A 16223-nucleotide genomic window follows, 5' to 3' on the forward strand; every position below is an offset into this window, starting at 1 on the left:
CCGTCCGGTCGTGAACGACCCCTTCGACGGCGAAGGTCACCCAAGTTCTGGGAGCGCTCCCAGTCCGTACCGACCGAACGGGGTCGGAGGGTTCTGGGAGCGCTCCCAGAGTAAACGACACAATTCCTGCCGTGTCAACACGACCATGCCGAACCAGGTATCCGACGTCGAACCAGCACCGACGCCCGGTTCGACGTCGCGATCGTGGTTCGACGCCGTCCGACCGCCGATCCGCGGGTGGCCAGCCGCTATCGTTGCCGCATGTCCGCCCGTTCCCGCGCCACGATCCAGGACGTCGCCGACGAGGCCGGACTCTCCCGCGGGACCGTCTCCCGCGTGCTCAACGACGAACCGTACGTGTCGCCCAGGGCCCGCGAAGCCGTGCAGGACGCCGTCCGTCGCGTCGGCTACGTGCGGAGCGCCGCCGCACGCAGTCTCGTCACCCGGCGGTCCGGCGCCGTGGCGCTCATCGTGCACGAGCCGAGCGTCCAGGTGCTCGACGACCCGAACATCGGCAACATCCTCATCGGCACGAACGCCGTCCTGTCCGAGGCGGACCAGCAGCTCGTCACGATCATGGTCGACTCCGCCCGCGACAACGAGCGCGTCGTGGAGTACCTGCGCGGCGGCTTCGTCGACGGCGCGATCGTGCTCTCCGCCCGCGACGGCGACCCCGTCACCCGGGCGATCGAGCAGATCGGGCTGCCGGCGTGCTTCGTCGGCCACCCGTCCGACGCGCCGAACACGTCGTGGATCGGCATCGACAACCGCGCCGCGGCCGAGCAGATCACCCGGCGACTCGTGGACACCGACCGCCGACGCATCGGCATGCTCGCGTCCGGCCTCGACCGCGACTCCGGCCAGGACCGTCTCGCGGGGTTCACCGCTGCGCTCGGCGACCGCTTCGACCCCGGGCTCGTCGCGCGGAACCCGCTCTTCAGCTACACCGCCGGGGTCGAGGGCATGCGCGAGCTGCTCGACCGGGCGCCGGACATCGACGGGGTCTTCGCGGCGTCGGACGCCGTGGCCGCCGGCGCGATGGACGTCCTGCAGCGTGCCGGTCGGTCGGTCCCGGGGGACGTCGGCGTGGTGGGCTTCGACGACAGCGCGTGGGCACTCCGGTGCGATCCGCCGCTCTCGACCGTCCGGCAGCCCGCCCGGACCCTTGGTGAGCACGCGGCGCGGCAGGTGCTCGAGCAGATCGCGGGGACGGACGACACCCCGCGCGGGTTCGTCCTGCCCACCGAGGTGGTCTGGCGCGGCAGCGCCTGACACCCCCGCGCGGATCGCGCAGCGCCGGTCAGCGCCACGTCCGGGCGACGACCCACCCGGTGCCGTCCGGCGCGACGTCGACGACCACCACGTCGTCCTCACCGTCGTCCGCACTCACCTGGAACCGCCAGCCCACCGTGTGCTCCGGCGCGTGCGTCACCGCCGACGGCAGGTACTCCGCCGTCGCCGTCAGCCGCGTCGGGGTGTCGGAGACCCGCCACCGCCGTTCGCGCCAGACCATCCGGACCGGCACACCGCGGTCCCACCACAGCGTGGCGACCTCCTGCGTGAGCATCATCTCGCCCTCCTCGTTCGAACGTGTGTTCGAATGGTAGACGACCCGACCGACGTCCGCGCGGCGTACTGTCCGGTGCATGCCCGCTCTCATCGACACGTTCACCATGTCCAACGGCCTGCACATCCCGAAGATCGGGTTCGGCACCTGGCAGATCCCGTCCGGCGCCGACGCCTACGACACCACCAAGGCCGCGCTCGACGTCGGCTACCGCCACATCGACACCGCTCTGGCGTACGGCAACGAGGCCAGCGTCGGCGAGGCGGTCCGCGACAGCGGCATCCCGCGCGACGAGCTCTTCATCACCACGAAGCTCCCGGCCGAGATCAAGACCGCGGCCGGCGCGCGCGACGCCTTCGACGAGTCCAGCCGCAACCTCGACCTCGGACACGTGGACCTGTACCTCGTGCACGCGCCGTGGCCCTGGAGCGACATGGGGTCGGACCACCGGGACGGCAACGTCGAGGTGTGGAAGGTCCTCGAGGAGGTCTACGACGCCGGCCGGACGAAGAGCATCGGCGTCTCGAACTTCGCCGTCGCCGACCTCGAGGACCTGCTCGGCCGCACCGACGTCGTCCCGCACGCCAACCAGATCCGCTGGTTCATCGGCAACACGCAGGACGAGACGACGGCCTTCGACCGCGAGCACGACATCCTCACCGAGGGGTACTCCCCGCTCGCCACCGGTGGACTCCTCGACAACGAGCAGATCGCCGAGATCGCGGCGAAGTACGACAAGAGCGTCGCCCAGGTCGCGATCCGCTACCTGCTCGAGAAGGACGTCCTGCCGCTGCCGAAGTCGACCACGCCGTCCCGCATCGCCGCGAACGCCGACGTGGACTTCGCGCTGTCGGCCGAGGACGTCGCGACGCTCGACGCGCTCGAGGACACCACCGCCTGACGCAGCGCGGGAACACACGACCGGCCCCGCCGGTTGCACCACACGGTGCCGCAGCCAGCGGCACTCCCGAACTCAGGAGGCCACCATGACCACCACCGAAACCGCCATCCTCGCCGGCGGGTGTTTCTGGGGAGCGCAGCAGCTCCTCCGTCGCCGTCCCGGTGTGATCAGCACGCGCGTCGGGTACTCCGGCGGCGACACCCCGAACGCCACCTACCGGAACCACGGCGACCACGCCGAGTCGGTCGAGATCGTCTTCGACCCGTCGCAGATCTCGTACCGCGACCTGCTCGAGTTCTTCTTCCAGATCCACGACCCGTCGACGAAGGACCGCCAGGGCAACGACGTCGGCCGCAGCTACCGCTCCGCGGTGTTCTACACGAACGACGAGCAGCGCGAGGTCGCCCTCGACACGATCGCCGACGTCGACGCGTCCGGCATCTGGCCGGGCAAGGTCGTCACCGAGGTCGAGCCCGCCGGTGAGTTCTGGGAGGCCGAGGAGGAGCACCAGGACTACCTCGAGAAGCACCCGCACGGTTACACGTGCCACTTCGTGCGTCCGGGCTGGACGCTCCCGCGCCGCGACGAGGCCGTCAGCGCGAGCTAACGCGTCCTGATCGGCCCCGGCGGGTCAGCGCGACCCGCCGAGCAGTTCCAACCAGTCCCCGGGCAGGCGATCCGCCGGCCCGGGGACTGCCTGTTCCACGGGGTGGCTCGTCGGCGCCGCGAGCTCGACGCCCTCGAACGTCGACTGGTCGCGGTAGTCGTACGACCACGTCTCGCCGGGCTCGTAGCTCTGGATGACCGCGTGCCCGGTCTCCTCCCAGTGCCGGGTGGCGTGGGTGTCCAGCGAGTCGTCGCAGCAGCCGACGTGGCCGCACGCGGCGCACCGGCGCAGGTGCACCCACCAGGACCCGGTGGCGTCGCACTCGACGCACCCGGGTCCGCTCGGTGCGACGTCGGGGTGGATCATCTCGGCGTGGTCCGTCATGGGACCATCCTGGCCCGGACGCAGCCCCGCGGCCAGCGCTCCGCCCGGACGCAGCCGCCCGGCCAGCACGCCGCCCGGACTCAGCCGCGCGGCACCAGCGCGTCAATGGCCGCGAGCTCCTCGTCGGTCAGCGGCGCACCATCGAGCGCGTCGAGCGTCCCGTCGAGCTGCCGGACGCTCGACGCCCCGACGAGCGCGGACGTGACCGCCGGCTGCCGGAGCACCCACGTGATGGCGAGCTGCGCGAGCGTCTGCCCACGGGACACGGCGATGTCGTTCAGGGCCCGCGCGGTCATCAGGTACTCGTCGTCGATCCGGTCCGCGCCGAACCAGCGCCCCTCCGCCGCCCGCGACCCGACCGGCACCGAGCCGTCGAGGTAGCGGTCCGTCAGCAGCCCACCGGCCAGCGGGGAGAACACGATCGCGCCGGTCCCCAGACGGAGCAGCTCGTCGAAGAGCCCGTCCTCGGGGACCCGGTCGAACATGTTGTAGCGCGGCTGGTGGATGAGCAGGTGGATGTTCTCGGCGGCGAGCGCCTCGGCCGCGGCGGCCGTCTGCGCCGGGTCGTAGTTCGAGATGCCGGCGTAGAGCGCCTTGCCCGAGCGGACCGCGGTCACGAGGGCGCTGACGGTCTCCTCGATCGGGGTCTCGGGGTCCGGCCGGTGCGAGTAGAAGACGTCGACGTACTCCAGCCCGAGGCGTCCGAGCGACTGGTCGAGCGAGGCGAGCATGGACTTGCGCGAGCCCCAGTTGCCGTACGGACCGGGCCACATGTCGTAGCCGGCCTTCGTCGACACCACGATCTCGTCGCGGAACGGTCGGAGGTCCGACTCGAGGATGCGACCGAACTGCTCCTCGGCGGCTCCGGGCGGCGGGCCGTAGTTGTTCGCCAGGTCGAAGTGGGTGATCCCGCGGTCGAACGCGTGCAGCACGATGTCGCGCTGGGTCGTGAGGGCTCGGTCGGCGCCGAAGTTGTTCCACAGCCCGAGGGAGATGCGGGGCAGGAGCAGGCCGCTCCTCCCGACGCGCTGGTACGGGAGTCGCTCGTAGCGGTCGTCGGCGGGGCGGTGGACGTCAGGCATCGTTGCTCGATCCGGTTCGTGAGGGGTGGCGGGGTCCGGTGTCGACGCTAGCGGACCCCACCAGCCGGTTCCGGCGCACCGCGCCAGCGGGGTGACGGCCGTGCCTGGAGGGACGGTGCGGGCCCGACCCGCGCCTCCAGTCCGTCTCGTGGTGCCTCCACCGCCGGACGCACGCGACGGGCGCGGTGCAGGACCGCTACGCCGTCCCGGCGTCGCGGGAGACCTCGTCGTGCGACTCGTCCTCGCGGCGCATCCGCAGCAGGCTCGCCCCGGTCGCCACACCCATCGCCACGACGATGACCAGCAACGACACCCCGGTGCCGATCTCCGGCGCCCACTCGACGTGCTCCCCACCGTTGATGAACGGCAGCTCGTTGCCGTGCAGTGCGTGCAGCACGAGCTTCACGCCGATGAAGGCGAGGATCGCCGCGATCCCGTACTTGAGGTAGACCAACCGCTCGAGCAACCCGCCGAGCAGGAAGTACAGCTGCCGGAGGCCCATCAGGGCGAAGACGTTCGCGGTGAACACGATGAACGCGCTCTCGGTGATGCCGAAGATCGCCGGGATCGAGTCGAGCGCGAACAGCAGGTCAGTCGTCCCGATCGCGATGAGGACCACCAGCAGCGGCGTGAAGTGCCGTGCGCCGTCCTGCACGATGCGGAACTTCATGCCGTCGTAGGTGTCGGTGATGCGGATCCGACGCCGGAGCAGCCGCACGATGAGGCTGTCCTTGTCATCGTCGTCGTCCTCGCCACGGAGCTGCTGGATCGCCGTCCACACCAGCCACGCCCCGAAGAGGTAGAAGATCCACGAGAAGTCCTCGATCAGGCGGGCGCCGAGCAGGATGAACACGCCGCGCAGGACCAGCGCGATGATGATGCCGAGCATGAGCACCTCCTGCTGGATCGCCTTCGGCACGGAGAACCGCGCCATGAGGATGACGAACACGAAGAGGTTGTCGATGCTCAGGCTGTACTCCGTCAGCCAGCCCGCGAGGAACTGCCCGGCCGGTTCCCCACCGGCGAAGACGAACATCGCGACGGCGAACAACAGCGCGAGGCCGACGTAGAGGCCCACCCACAGGCCGGACTCCTTGAGCGTCGGCACGTGCGGACGCCGCGCGACGACGAGGAGGTCGGCCAGCAGGATCGCGACGATCGCGATCAGGGAGCCGACTTCGAACACGGCCGGGAGCTCGAGCATCCGGGGCCTTCCTGGTTGGGGGCGTCGGGGACGTCCAAGCTTGCCACGCGCGCGGGCCGGCCCCGCACTCGACGGCGCGGTTCGTGACCGCCTCGACCCGGCGGGGTCAGCCCACCGGGTCCGTCCGCACGACCGGCACACCGTCGACGAACGTCAGTTCCGTTGCAGCGATGCACCACGTGTGGCCGTCGTCCGGGTTGCCCTGGAAGAACAGGTACTCGCGCCCGTCCTCGTCGCGGAAGAAGCCCGGGTGGCCGGACTCGGAGTGGTTCCACGCGCCATCCGGCCCCGCCGGCACGAGCGGCTCGTCGGAGCCGCGCGTCCACGTCCGGCCGTCCGGGCTCGTCGCCCACCCGATCTGCTGCGGCTGGTTGTTGTACGCGCCCGCGTAGAACACCGTGAACGTCTCGCCGTCCCACCGCAGCGCCGGCGTCTCGATGCAGTCCTGCTCCCAGGGCAGCTGCGGGGCCAGCGCCGGGCCGTCGACGGACAGCTGCTCCCAGTCGTCGCGACCGTACGCGCTCCCCAGCGGCGCTCGTGCCGTCCCGAGCAGCTGCGTCGTCATCGTCGGGTCGCGCGTCACCCACCCGAGCAGCAGCCAATCACCCGCGACGACCAGGTCCGCGTCGATCGCTCGGCCGCAGGTCCACTCCCCCGTCGGGCGGAACACCGGGTTCTCCGGGTTCGGCGTGAAGGTCACGCCGTCGTCGCTGACCGCGTGGCAGATCGAGTCCTCGCGGCCCCGGCCGTAGGTCTGGAAGAACAGGTGGACGCGTCCGTCGATCACCACCGCGCCGGGCGCTGCCGCACCGCTGCGGTCGTACTCCCCGAACGACGGCAGCTCGGCGACCGTCCGCCACGTGACGAGGTCGTCGCTCTCGGCGATGCCGACCGACCACCCTTCGGGCTCGTCGTCGCGCGCGGACGGGAGGGAGCAGTACAGCAGGTACCGGCCGCCGAACCGGATGACGGAGGGGTCCTTCGCGTAGGGGCGCCCGCGGCGGGACGCGTCGCCCCAGGGGCGCCGACGAGGCGCACGGCCTGCGGTGCTGCGGAGGGTGCGGATGTCGGCATCGCTCCACTCTGCGCCCCGTCGGCGCGCGCGGACCAGGGTGACCGCTTGTCGGACTGGAGGCGCGGCTGGCGTCCGGTGTCGCGCCTCCTGTCCGGTGGTCCGACCGTCCCGTCGTGTCGTTCGCGCGCCTCGCACTGGGGCTCGTGGACGAGGCAGGCTGTCTGCCTGGATGGGTCCATGGGGACCGACCACACGACCGGCGCCGGCGCGTCCGCGCAGCGCGAGTACGACCGCCGCAGGGCGCGCGATGAGGCGACGATCCGCTCGACGTGGGGCGAGGGGCGGATCGGCACGATCGCCGTCGCACTCTCGAGCGAGCGACAGAGCACCGCGGCGTGGAGGTCCGGCGCGGTCGGCGAGGCTGAGGTCGGACGGAGACTCGACGCCATCGCGTCCGAACACGTGGTGGTGTTCCACGACCGGCGCATCCCCGGCTCCCCCGCGAACATCGACCACATCGTCGTCACCCGCGCCGGTGTCTGGGTCGTCGACGCCAAGCACCACCGAGGAAAGATCTGACGAGCTCACAATCGTCGCGAGAGGGCGAGCGCGGACGGCCATGAGCTCATTCCGTCGGCCGCGTCGGTCAGGCAGTCGCGGCGCGTACGACCCAGCCGGCTAGCGTTTCGGCATAGCGCATGCTTGCCCCGTACTGGGGCACCGACCGTCGTCACCCTCGCTGATCGCGCTTACGTCCGTTCACCGCTGAGAAGGACTACTCGGGTGTTCTACCGGTCTGCATTCCGACGTTAGTCACGTGTGGGCCGGATTCCTCACTTGGCGCACCGGCGACTGGGCCACTTTGGCGTCGGGCAGGGTAACCGGCCCACATCCTGGAAAACTCACTCTCAAACCGGGGCGTAAAGCGGAGTACCTCATTTGGTTCCGCAAACACAGCTGCCCGGACGATATACTGGGAAGTTTGCAGGTCAGGCAGGCCCATCCAGTCAAACTTCGATGGTCGGGCGAACAGGTGTTCCACACTGCGAGGGCCAGAGAAGCGGTGCTTACTTCGACCCCAGGCGTCCGACTCAAAACCTGCAGGAAAGCAGAGAAGGCGCGCCAGCCCAAGGTTCTCGAGTTCTTTGACCGCGTCGCGTATAGCATCTAGAGCTCGCACCATACGCTCGATCTCAGGCGACGTGCGTCGGTAATGCGAGTAGTCGTTGCGCACCTGATGGACCTCTACCGGATGCAGCAACCCCGCCGAGATACTTTTGAGACCCTTTATCAAGCGATCTTGCGCCGCTTCGGTCAGATTGAGATACGGCACGCGCGACTTGAAGACGAATTCCTTGATTGCCGTCTTTCCTTCGAAATCTGGGATATCGTTCGCCGGTCGGCTGAGGCTGGACTGCTGTACCTTAACCGCGTCGAGCTTCTTAGCGAGCACCTCGAACCCACGGATCAGGGCATAGAGCTCTAAGCGATCGGAGCCAAAATCGAACTCTTCCGCAACATTACCCGACTCCTGATGAGCGATCTGAAGCAGTGCAAGCGCTGTCGCGCGATCATCAGCGTCGTTGTAGCTGAATGGGAACCGTTGACTCGTATGGTCCACGAGTAGCACCCACGTAGAGAACGCAAGGGCATCCGCTAAGAGACCTTCCAGTTCATTGAAGAACGCGCTTGCCACGCCCCTAAAGGTCTCAGATTCGCCAATGCCAGAAATTCGACTAGCTTGAGTCAGGGCTGAGATCCGCTGATGAAGGTCCCAAAATCGTCCGTGAGAATCTTGCTCGATTCGCACATCGAAGCCAAGCTTCCACAACACTGTCTCGACGAGAAGCTCGTCGGATAGATGCGCTCCGTCCTCAATCCCGACATACTCGCAAGCCGCGATCATATTCGTTTTGCGTGCCAGAATCATGCGTGTAAGAGCCGACCGCGGGTCCGTGGACCGGAAAAAGTTTTCCAATCGCTCGTCAAGGTCCTCCGAATCGAATCCACGCAACTGCCAGTCCAGCTCCTCGGTGTCCGTCTCGTTGTCCCGAAGATACAGACGGTCAAGCAATTCACGTTCGCGCAGAGAGGCAAAGCCGGGATCGTCACTGACGAAGCGAACGCCGAGGTGCCCGAGTTCGGGCGTAAGTTGGAAGGCACCAGAGCGATTCCGAATGTTTGTGACCGGCCGACGAACCTCGCCGCGCGGGACCTCGATGATGCCTGCATAAACAAGGCGATCGAGCCCCCGGGCGATCCGTTCCTCATTTGCCAGCAGTACGAGCTGTTGCATCTCGTCGCGACCGAGTCCTTCGACCATCTTCTCGGCCGCACCCGGGGGGAGAAGATCTTTAACCGCAGCGCGGAACTCACCCTTTGTCTCGTCGAGCAAAAATACAAGCAGGTGACGCAATTCGTCGTCGCTCACCGCATCACCCAGCAGGCCTACAAGCGTGGCCGCATGATGATCGGCGTAGAACGCGCCGGCGAAATTGTCGACTTCGAGCGCGAGCCCCCACCAGTCGGCCGCCTTAGCGATCGACTCGTCAAGTATCCGCCGCAACTTCTTTCGTTCGTCATTGATCGGTGCGTCGTATCCCGTTGAAAGGCGCACCTGATGCACTGACTTGCAGGTCGGTTGTGAACAGTGGTAGGCCGGCACGACTCGGCTGAAGCGGACATGCCGTTCCGCTCGACTCTGAAGGAGGCCATATGGGCCGATAATGTATTTTCCGTATTGGTAGACGCCGTCAGGGACGGCCTCAATTAGCTGCAGAGTCTCATCTATTGTTAGCACGTCCTTTTCGTCTTCGAAAAGGCGGCTGTAAGCGTCATACAGCTTGCGCCCGTAACTGAAGGGGAACCTGATTCGACGATTCCGTAGCTGCCCCTCAATAAGATTCGACAGCTTATCGAGGTCAGTCTCTTCGACGTTCAGGAATAATTCGTCATGTCCAACAGTCAAAGCGCACATAAGGTGCGCCTCTTTAATCGGCACGTGCTCCTTACGGATAAGTCGGTCCTTCATACGAGTTCCCGCCTCAGTGAGCAACAGAGCGCCACTCATACCGTCGGGTATCGAATAGTCGTTCGGAATGATGCAATCCGCGAGAATTTGTAATAAGTCCGTGAGATCGACGAATTTACGACGCCACAGAGGATCCCCGTATTGTTCTGCAAGTTCCTTGGCCGTCGCCGCCATGCTGGTCATGCCCTACCGCTCATAGTGACAGGTCACAGTCTCGTGGTCTTGATGTCAAGACCCAAAGGGAGCGTCGCTCAGCTACGCGGTCGTCCACGCGGCGTGATCATGCAGCGGTTCAGGCCTCACCCGGACTAGGGTTGCCGCCGGCCGCACGCATGCAGTTCTTGGATCCTCCTCGCGGATTCACCACACATCTGAGCCCTGGTCTCGATGACGCTCAGCCCCACTCCTGGTCCCGTTTGGAGTCAGCCGGCCACAGGAGCGACTGCCACGAGCAGTTCCGCGCCAAGCGCGCTACCGAACAGGCGAGAGTGCACGTGGAGCCTCAGGCCTTGGAAAGCACGGCGGACTGCCTGATCGAAGAGGAGGCCCCTGCGAAAGCCGCAAGGCGGAGCGGCGTATCGAGAGACCGCGCCACGCCTCCTCTAAGACGGCTCCCCCGAACGAAGAAAACCCCCGTATGAACGGGGGTTTTCTGTGGCGGTACCGGTGGGATTTGAACCCACGGTGGAGTTGCCCCCACACATGTTTTCGAGACATGATCCTTCGGCCGCTCGGACACGGTACCGGGAAAGAGTTTACACGATCCGGGAGGCACCACGCACCACCGCGCGTCGACTCCCCCTCCACAGGTGGCCGGTCCCGGACGCCCGTCCACGGCCCGGTCGAGACGGATCGCGTCCCGAAGAAGTCCGCGTAACGTCCACAGCATGAGATCTCGCACGCTCATTGCCCTGCTGTCGTCGGTCGTCGGCGGCCTCACCGTCCTCGGGGGCGCTGCCTTCGGCGCCCGGGCGGGCGTCCGCGGCCAGCGCGCCGCCGCCCGTCGCGTCGGCGAACTGCTGCCCGTGCATGCCGACTGGTGGCGCGAGCGCTTGCAGCACGAGGGGCAGATCACGTACCTCGCGATCGGTGACTCGGCAGCGCAGGGCGTCGGTGCGAGCGAGCCCCACCGCGGGTACGTAGGACTGCTCGCCCGCCGGATCCGGCACCGCTCCCGGTCGTCGGTCCGCGTCGTGAACCTCAGCGTGTCCGGCTCGACGACCTGGGGCGCACGGAAGGACCAACTGCCGAAGCTCCGCAACTACACACCCGACATCTGCACGGTGTCGATCGGCGCGAACGACATCGCCGACTTCCACCCCGACAAGTTCGAGCGGAACATCCGCGACATCTACGGCGCGGTGCCGTCACATGCGATCGTCGCCGAGCTGCCGTGCATGTTCGTCCCCGACCGTGAGCGCAAGGTCGCTGTGGCGAACGAGATCGTGCACCGCGTGGCCGAGGAGTTCGGGCTCACGGTCGCGCCGCTCCACACCATCACGAAGCGGGTCGGGCTGCGCCGGACGTTCTTCAACAGCTACGGCGACCTGTTCCACCCGAACGACCGGGGGTACGAGATCTGGGCGAGCGCGTTCGAACCCGCGGTCGACGCACGGGTCGACGTTGTCGCGGCGATCCGGCACTACCTGTCCGCCCGCGAAGCCGAGGACCTCGGCGCCGGAGCCGGAGCGGTGGCGACCGCCCGGGCCGAGCAGGACACCGAGGGCGCCGAGGCTCTCGACCACGCCGAGCGCCCCGGCCGCATCGACCGCCTTCGGCAGCGCATGACCGGGTCGGTCGCCGTGCCCGACGCCGGACCCGACACGCGCCCCGACGGTCCGGACGACCGCGCGGGTGATGTCGGCGGCACCGCCTAGCCTGGCGATCATGGCGCGCGCTCAGTCCCTCTACCGCTGCACCGAGTGCGGCTGGACCAGCATCAAGTGGGTCGGCCGCTGCGGCGAGTGCCAGTCCTGGGGCACGGTCGAGGACTCCACTGCGGCCACGGCCAGTACCCGGGGAACCGCCTCGGTTGCTGTCACGGGCAACCGCGTGGCACGGCCCATCACCGAATCCCGCGGAACAACGGTCCAGCGCTGGCAGACCGGCATCGGCGAGTTCGACCGCGTCCTCGGCGGCGGAGTGGTCCCGGGTGCGGCGGTCCTGCTCTCCGGCGAGCCCGGCGTCGGCAAGTCCACGCTCCTGCTCGAGGTCGCTTCACGAGCGGCAGCGACCGGCAAGCGCGTGCTCTACGTCAGCGCCGAGGAATCCGTCGACCAGGTCCGGCTCCGCGCCGAACGCACAGGGGCGATGCACGACGACCTCTACCTGGCGAGCGAGGTCGACCTCGGCGTCATCCTCGGCCAGATCGACCAGGTCAAGCCGGACCTCCTCATCGCCGACTCGGTGCAGACCATCTCGTCGAGCTCGATCGACGGCATCGCCGGTGGTACGTCGCAGGTGCGCGAAGTCGCCTCCACGCTGATCCGCGTCGCGAAGGACCGCGCGCTCCCGGTCCTCATCGTCGGCCATGTGACGAAGGACGGCACGATCGCCGGACCCCGACTGCTCGAACACCTCGTCGACGTCGTGTGCCACTTCGAGGGCGACCGGCAGACCGCGCTCCGGTTCGTCCGCGCGCTCAAGAACCGCTTCGGCCCCACGGACGAGGTCGGCTGCTTCGACATGGCCGGCGACGGCATCCACGAGGTCCCCGACCCCAGCGGCCTGTTCATGTCGAAGAACGGCGCGCCGGTGTCCGGCACGTGCGTGACCGTCGCGCTCGAGGGACGCCGGGCGCTCCCGGTCGAGGTGCAGGCGCTCGTCGTCCCGAGCTCGGCACCCCAGCCGCGCCGCGTCGTCAACGGCGTCGACTCCTCCCGCGTGGCGATGCTCCTCGCGGTGCTCGAACGTCGCGCCGGCCTGAAGCTGTCGGATGCCGACGTCTACGTGTCCACGGTGGGCGGCATGAAGCTCACGGAGCCCGGCGCCGACCTCGCCATCGCACTGGCCCTCGCGAGTGCCGCCCGCGACCGCCCGTACCCGCACACGTTGGCGGCCGTCGGCGAGATCAGCCTCGCGGGCGAGATCCGCCCGACCACGGGCACGAAGCAGCGCGCGAGCGAAGCCGCACGCCTCGGATTCACGACCGTGCTCGGCGCGGACGCCCAGCACCTCCGCGAAGCACTGCGGGTCGCGTTCTCCCTGGCCGCGAACGAGCGGGAGCGCGAACTCGACCGAGCGTTCTGACCGATCACGGCAGCACCGATCACGGCAGAGCCGGCGGTGCGACACGCCGCCGAGCGACGCACACGTAAGCGCGAGTCAGGCCCGGAGCGCCGCCAGCAGGTCCTCGGGCGTCGCCTGCATCGTGTGCGGGCCCGCGATGTCGAAGAAGACGCCCTCGAGCGAATCCAGGTGCGCCGCGATGAACTCCTCGAGCCGCGGTCCGTCGTAGACCATCACCTGCCGGACCTTCTCGTCCGGCACCATCGCCGTGTACGCGTCTGCCGACGAGAACAGCAGCAGGATGCGCTTGTCCGAGCCCTCACGCCCGAACACCCGCACCTGCATGTCCTTCTTGCCGGTGACCAGCCGGGGGACGATCACGATGTCGTTGCGGAGCGCGAACGCCACCGCCGCGACGTCCTGCTTCTCGAGCGCCGCCTCGAGCTGTTCGCTCCGGAAACGCTGTTCCTTGTCTGCCATCGAGACCCAGTCCACCAGATTCATGGACGTTCGGCGACTTCGGCTCTTCCCTTGTGGCCACAAGACTGTAGATTGGTACCAACCGCTTCGGCGGGAGTCCATCGTTCTTCCGGTGCACAGCACCTCGAGCGCCATCGGTCACTGGCCTTCCCCGGCCGCCTGGCCCCGAACCCGTTCTACCGGCCCCATGCCCGCAGGACGCATCGATCTGACGACATCCGTCGGTGGATCGGCGGTAGCGAATACCGCATCGCAAGGCAGTCGACTGCAGATGTCGACTGGCAAGAAAGTAAGGAACGCCATCATGGCATCGACCGGCACCGTCAAGTGGTTCAACAACGAAAAGGGCTTCGGCTTCATCGCCCCGGACGACGGCTCCGCTGACGTCTTCGCTCACTTCTCCGCGATCGCTGGCAACGGCTACAAGTCGCTCGAGGAGAACCAGAAGGTGGAGTTCGACATCACCGAGGGTCGCAAGGGCCCGCAGGCGGAGAACATCTCCGTCATCGGCTGATCTCCTCCAGCCCGAACGGGCCCGTCGTCCTCGTGACGACGGGCCCGTTCCCGTTCCACGACACGGTTACAGCACCGAGGACCGTGGCCTCGAGGTCTCCCCGGACAAGCGAAAACCCCCGCGACAAGCGAAAACCCCCGGAGATCCGGGGGTTGACGCCGACCGGGCATTCCCAATCCACTTGCCTTCATCGTAGCCGGTGAGCACCGCCGGACTACCCGAGGATGAACTGCACCGACGCCTTCGACTCGATGTTCCCCACCGCCACCTCCAGGTGGTAGCTCGCACCCCCACCGGTCACCGACGGCCGAGACGAGTCGCACGTCGAGGTCGACGACCGCGTCCGGTCCCAGGCGATCGCCGGCGTGGTCAGGGTCTGCCCGGCCTTGATCGTGACGTCCTGGTTGGTCCCGCCGGTCTGGCAGTCCTTCGACGACCAGTACTGCTCCTCGCCGGACGAGATCGTGAGGACCTGCTGGGACGACCCGAGGTCCATGTGGCACGAGTTCGACCCGGTGTTCTTGATCGACATCGCGATCTTCGGGTCCTCGGTGGGGCCGTACGAGGTCTTGTCGACGACGGGCGTGAGCTCGATCTGCTCCTTGGTACACGTCGACCCGTCCTTGGCCGAGTCCGAAGACGAAGACGAGGCCGAGGGCGAGGCCGATCCCGAGGGCGAAGCGGCTGCAGAGGGCGTGGCACGCGGCGACGACGACGGCCCGGCAGACGATGCGGAGGCGGAAGTGGGAGAAGGCCCCGGGTCAGCAGACGCCCCACCCCGCCCGACCACGATCAACACGACGACGACCACGATCAGCAGCAGCACCCCGATGACCATCGCACGACGGCGCCAGTAGACGCCCGGCTTCTCGGGCCCGACGGGGTGACGGAACGACGACATGCGCACAGGGTAGACAACGGCGCGAGCCCGACGAGGGAACCCCGCCGGACGGCAGCCGAAAGCGTCAGAGGATCTTCAGCATGCGGGTGTTGCCGAGCGTGTTCGGCTTCACCCGTGCGAGGTCGAGGAACTCCGCGACCCCTTCGTCCGACGACCGGACGAGCTCGGCGTACACCTCGGGAGAGACGACGCTCTCGCCGATCTCGAGGTACCCGTGCTTCGTGAAGAAGTCGACCTCGAACGTCAGGCAGAAGATGCGGGCGACACCGAGTTCGCGGGCGTCGTGCTCCAGTGCCTCGAGCATGCGGTGGCCGACGCGCTTGTGGATCCAGTCGGCGTCGAGGGCGAGCGTTCGCACCTCCGCTATGTCGTCCCAGAACACGGCGAGCGCACCGCACCCGATCGGGACACCGTCGGGGCCTTCGGCGATCCGGAACTGCTGGATCGAACCGTAGAGCGCGACGTTCTCCTTGCCGAGCAGGATCCGCCGGTCGACGTAGGGCGAGATGAGCCGCTGGATGTGCGGGACGTCCGACGCCAGGGCCGGGCGCACCAGGATGCCGTGCTCGTCCCGTTCGTGGAACGCGTGCTTCCCGTGCTCAGTCATCTCCCTCACACTAGTGCGCCCCGGGGGACACGCCCCTGTACGGCGCCCAGCCGTGGCCGCCTACCGTCCGGGTCATGCCTCAGATCATCGAAACCGTCGACGTGAACGTCCCCGTCGCAGCTGCCTACGGCCAGTGGACCCGCTTCGAGGAGTTCCCCGAGTTCCTCGACGAGGTCGAGAAGATCGTCCAGGTCGACGACAAGACCACCGACTGGACCGTGAAGGTCGCCGGCCAGGAGCGCGAGTTCCGTGCACTCATCACCGAGCAGCACCCCGACGAGCGGGTCGCGTGGACGGTCAAGGACGGCGAGACCGACCACGCCGGCGTCGTCACCTTCCACAAGCTGTCCGACGACGAGACCCGCGTCACCGCGCAGATCGACTGGGAGCCCTCCGGCTTCCTCGAGAAGCTCGGCGCAGCGGTCGGCGTCGGCGGTCACGCCATCAAGAAGGACCTGCAGAACTACAAGGAGCGCGTGGAGTCGGCGCCCACCGACACCGGGTGGCGGGGCGACGTGCAGGCCTGATCAGGCCGACGCACGAGAGCGCGACCACGGTCGGGACGGGAGGCGCGGGGGCCCCGGGCCCCCCCCCCCCCCCCCCGGGGGGGGGGGCGGCCCCCCCCCCCCCCCCCCCCCCCCCCCGGGGAGGGGGGGGTCGCCCGGCCCGCCCCGCACGGGCGGAACCGGCCCGACCGCCCCC

Annotated in this window: 17 protein-coding genes and 1 tRNA gene; 8 read left to right on the forward strand and 10 right to left on the reverse strand. The window is 68.0% G+C overall.

Annotated elements, in window-relative coordinates; translation table 11 throughout:
- Positions 1-261: 261 nt before the first annotated feature.
- On the forward strand, positions 262-1272 hold the full coding sequence (locus tag ACIPKM_RS16880; protein ID WP_071296465.1) for a LacI family DNA-binding transcriptional regulator: 1011 nt from the start codon (positions 262-264) through the stop codon (positions 1270-1272).
- Between the two features lie 28 nt (positions 1273-1300).
- Here the strand turns inward: ACIPKM_RS16880 and ACIPKM_RS16885 are convergent, their stop codons facing one another.
- On the reverse strand, positions 1301-1570 hold the full coding sequence (locus ACIPKM_RS16885; RefSeq protein WP_139199413.1) for a hypothetical protein: 270 nt from the start codon (positions 1568-1570) through the stop codon (positions 1301-1303).
- A 76-nt stretch (positions 1571-1646) separates the two neighbouring features.
- On the opposite strand from ACIPKM_RS16885, the gene ACIPKM_RS16890 reads away from it, so the two are divergent.
- Entirely contained in the window at positions 1647-2468 is an 822-nt protein-coding gene (locus ACIPKM_RS16890) for an aldo/keto reductase (RefSeq protein WP_071296466.1), read from the forward strand.
- A gap of 85 nt (positions 2469-2553) precedes the next feature.
- Positions 2554-3075 carry a peptide-methionine (S)-S-oxide reductase MsrA gene (gene msrA / locus ACIPKM_RS16895; protein ID WP_071296467.1) on the forward strand — a complete coding sequence of 174 codons (522 nt, stop codon included), beginning with the start codon at positions 2554-2556 and terminating at the stop codon, positions 3073-3075.
- A 24-nt stretch (positions 3076-3099) separates the two neighbouring features.
- Here the strand turns inward: msrA and ACIPKM_RS16900 are convergent, their stop codons facing one another.
- The 4 genes from ACIPKM_RS16900 to ACIPKM_RS16915 all read right to left on the reverse strand — a co-directional run bounded on the left by ACIPKM_RS16900 (position 3100) and on the right by ACIPKM_RS16915 (position 6955).
- A complete protein-coding gene (locus tag ACIPKM_RS16900) occupies positions 3100-3459 on the reverse strand; it encodes a UBP-type zinc finger domain-containing protein (protein WP_071296468.1) in 360 nt (119 codons plus the stop codon).
- 80 nt (positions 3460-3539) lie between these two features.
- Entirely contained in the window at positions 3540-4541 is a 1002-nt protein-coding gene (locus ACIPKM_RS16905; RefSeq protein ID WP_071296469.1) for an aldo/keto reductase, read from the reverse strand.
- A 196-nt stretch (positions 4542-4737) separates the two neighbouring features.
- Entirely contained in the window at positions 4738-5745 is a 1008-nt protein-coding gene (locus ACIPKM_RS16910) for a TerC/Alx family metal homeostasis membrane protein (protein ID WP_071296470.1), read from the reverse strand.
- A 106-nt stretch (positions 5746-5851) separates the two neighbouring features.
- On the reverse strand, positions 5852-6955 hold the full coding sequence (locus tag ACIPKM_RS16915; protein ID WP_402737159.1) for a family 43 glycosylhydrolase: 1104 nt from the start codon (positions 6953-6955) through the stop codon (positions 5852-5854).
- Between the two features lie 42 nt (positions 6956-6997).
- Here ACIPKM_RS16915 and ACIPKM_RS16920 point away from each other — a divergent pair, with 42 nt between their 5' ends.
- On the forward strand, positions 6998-7339 hold the full coding sequence (locus tag ACIPKM_RS16920; protein ID WP_402737160.1) for a nuclease-related domain-containing protein: 342 nt from the start codon (positions 6998-7000) through the stop codon (positions 7337-7339).
- 196 nt (positions 7340-7535) lie between these two features.
- Here the strand turns inward: ACIPKM_RS16920 and ACIPKM_RS16925 are convergent, their stop codons facing one another.
- The gene (locus tag ACIPKM_RS16925) at positions 7536-9974 is read right to left on the reverse strand and encodes a hypothetical protein (RefSeq protein WP_402737161.1); all 2439 of its coding nucleotides are present in this window, start codon (positions 9972-9974) and stop codon (positions 7536-7538) included.
- Between the two features lie 472 nt (positions 9975-10446).
- A tRNA-Ser gene (locus ACIPKM_RS16930) sits at positions 10447-10536 on the reverse strand.
- Between the two features lie 142 nt (positions 10537-10678).
- Between ACIPKM_RS16930 and ACIPKM_RS16935 the strand changes: the two genes are divergently transcribed.
- The gene (locus tag ACIPKM_RS16935; RefSeq protein WP_071302970.1) at positions 10679-11668 is read left to right on the forward strand and encodes an SGNH/GDSL hydrolase family protein; all 990 of its coding nucleotides are present in this window, start codon (positions 10679-10681) and stop codon (positions 11666-11668) included.
- 10 nt (positions 11669-11678) lie between these two features.
- Entirely contained in the window at positions 11679-13040 is a 1362-nt protein-coding gene (radA, locus tag ACIPKM_RS16940; protein ID WP_071302988.1) for a DNA repair protein RadA, read from the forward strand.
- 75 nt (positions 13041-13115) lie between these two features.
- Here the strand turns inward: radA and ACIPKM_RS16945 are convergent, their stop codons facing one another.
- A complete protein-coding gene (locus ACIPKM_RS16945; protein ID WP_071296496.1) occupies positions 13116-13499 on the reverse strand; it encodes an SseB family protein in 384 nt (127 codons plus the stop codon).
- 304 nt (positions 13500-13803) lie between these two features.
- Here ACIPKM_RS16945 and ACIPKM_RS16950 point away from each other — a divergent pair, with 304 nt between their 5' ends.
- On the forward strand, positions 13804-14013 hold the full coding sequence (locus tag ACIPKM_RS16950; RefSeq protein ID WP_022907629.1) for a cold-shock protein: 210 nt from the start codon (positions 13804-13806) through the stop codon (positions 14011-14013).
- A 214-nt stretch (positions 14014-14227) separates the two neighbouring features.
- On the opposite strand, the gene ACIPKM_RS16955 is transcribed toward ACIPKM_RS16950, so the two are convergent.
- Complete coding sequence (locus ACIPKM_RS16955; protein ID WP_402737162.1) at positions 14228-14914, reverse strand: hypothetical protein; 687 nt, start codon at positions 14912-14914, stop codon at positions 14228-14230.
- 64 nt (positions 14915-14978) lie between these two features.
- Entirely contained in the window at positions 14979-15521 is a 543-nt protein-coding gene (locus ACIPKM_RS16960) for an amino-acid N-acetyltransferase (RefSeq protein ID WP_070417309.1), read from the reverse strand.
- Between the two features lie 74 nt (positions 15522-15595).
- On the opposite strand from ACIPKM_RS16960, the gene ACIPKM_RS16965 reads away from it, so the two are divergent.
- Positions 15596-16048, forward strand: a complete 453-nt coding sequence (locus ACIPKM_RS16965) for an SRPBCC family protein (RefSeq protein ID WP_070417310.1) — start codon at positions 15596-15598, stop codon at positions 16046-16048.
- Positions 16049-16223: the final 175 nt, after the last annotated feature.

Origin of the sequence: Curtobacterium sp. NPDC086286, assembly GCF_044746255.1 — a bacterium.
Lineage (GTDB): Bacteria > Actinomycetota > Actinomycetes > Actinomycetales > Microbacteriaceae > Curtobacterium.

Bases quoted from the DNA above. Each gene is read 5' to 3' on its own strand.
- ACIPKM_RS16890 (WP_071296466.1), top strand. From the start codon at position 1,647: ATGCCCGCTCTCATCGACACGTTCACCATGTCCAACGGCCTGCACATC.
- ACIPKM_RS16955 (WP_402737162.1), bottom strand. From the start codon at position 14,914: ATGTCGTCGTTCCGTCACCCCGTCGGGCCCGAGAAGCCGGGCGTCTAC.
- ACIPKM_RS16965 (WP_070417310.1), top strand. From the start codon at position 15,596: ATGCCTCAGATCATCGAAACCGTCGACGTGAACGTCCCCGTCGCAGCT.
- ACIPKM_RS16885 (WP_139199413.1), bottom strand. From the start codon at position 1,570: ATGATGCTCACGCAGGAGGTCGCCACGCTGTGGTGGGACCGCGGTGTG.
- ACIPKM_RS16905 (WP_071296469.1), bottom strand. From the start codon at position 4,541: ATGCCTGACGTCCACCGCCCCGCCGACGACCGCTACGAGCGACTCCCG.
- ACIPKM_RS16910 (WP_071296470.1), bottom strand. From the start codon at position 5,745: ATGCTCGAGCTCCCGGCCGTGTTCGAAGTCGGCTCCCTGATCGCGATC.
- ACIPKM_RS16920 (WP_402737160.1), top strand. From the start codon at position 6,998: ATGGGGACCGACCACACGACCGGCGCCGGCGCGTCCGCGCAGCGCGAG.
- ACIPKM_RS16960 (WP_070417309.1), bottom strand. From the start codon at position 15,521: ATGACTGAGCACGGGAAGCACGCGTTCCACGAACGGGACGAGCACGGC.
- ACIPKM_RS16900 (WP_071296468.1), bottom strand. From the start codon at position 3,459: ATGACGGACCACGCCGAGATGATCCACCCCGACGTCGCACCGAGCGGA.
- ACIPKM_RS16935 (WP_071302970.1), top strand. From the start codon at position 10,679: ATGAGATCTCGCACGCTCATTGCCCTGCTGTCGTCGGTCGTCGGCGGC.
- ACIPKM_RS16950 (WP_022907629.1), top strand. From the start codon at position 13,804: ATGGCATCGACCGGCACCGTCAAGTGGTTCAACAACGAAAAGGGCTTC.
- msrA (WP_071296467.1), top strand. From the start codon at position 2,554: ATGACCACCACCGAAACCGCCATCCTCGCCGGCGGGTGTTTCTGGGGA.
- ACIPKM_RS16945 (WP_071296496.1), bottom strand. From the start codon at position 13,499: ATGGCAGACAAGGAACAGCGTTTCCGGAGCGAACAGCTCGAGGCGGCG.
- radA (WP_071302988.1), top strand. From the start codon at position 11,679: ATGGCGCGCGCTCAGTCCCTCTACCGCTGCACCGAGTGCGGCTGGACC.
- ACIPKM_RS16880 (WP_071296465.1), top strand. From the start codon at position 262: ATGTCCGCCCGTTCCCGCGCCACGATCCAGGACGTCGCCGACGAGGCC.
- ACIPKM_RS16925 (WP_402737161.1), bottom strand. From the start codon at position 9,974: ATGACCAGCATGGCGGCGACGGCCAAGGAACTTGCAGAACAATACGGG.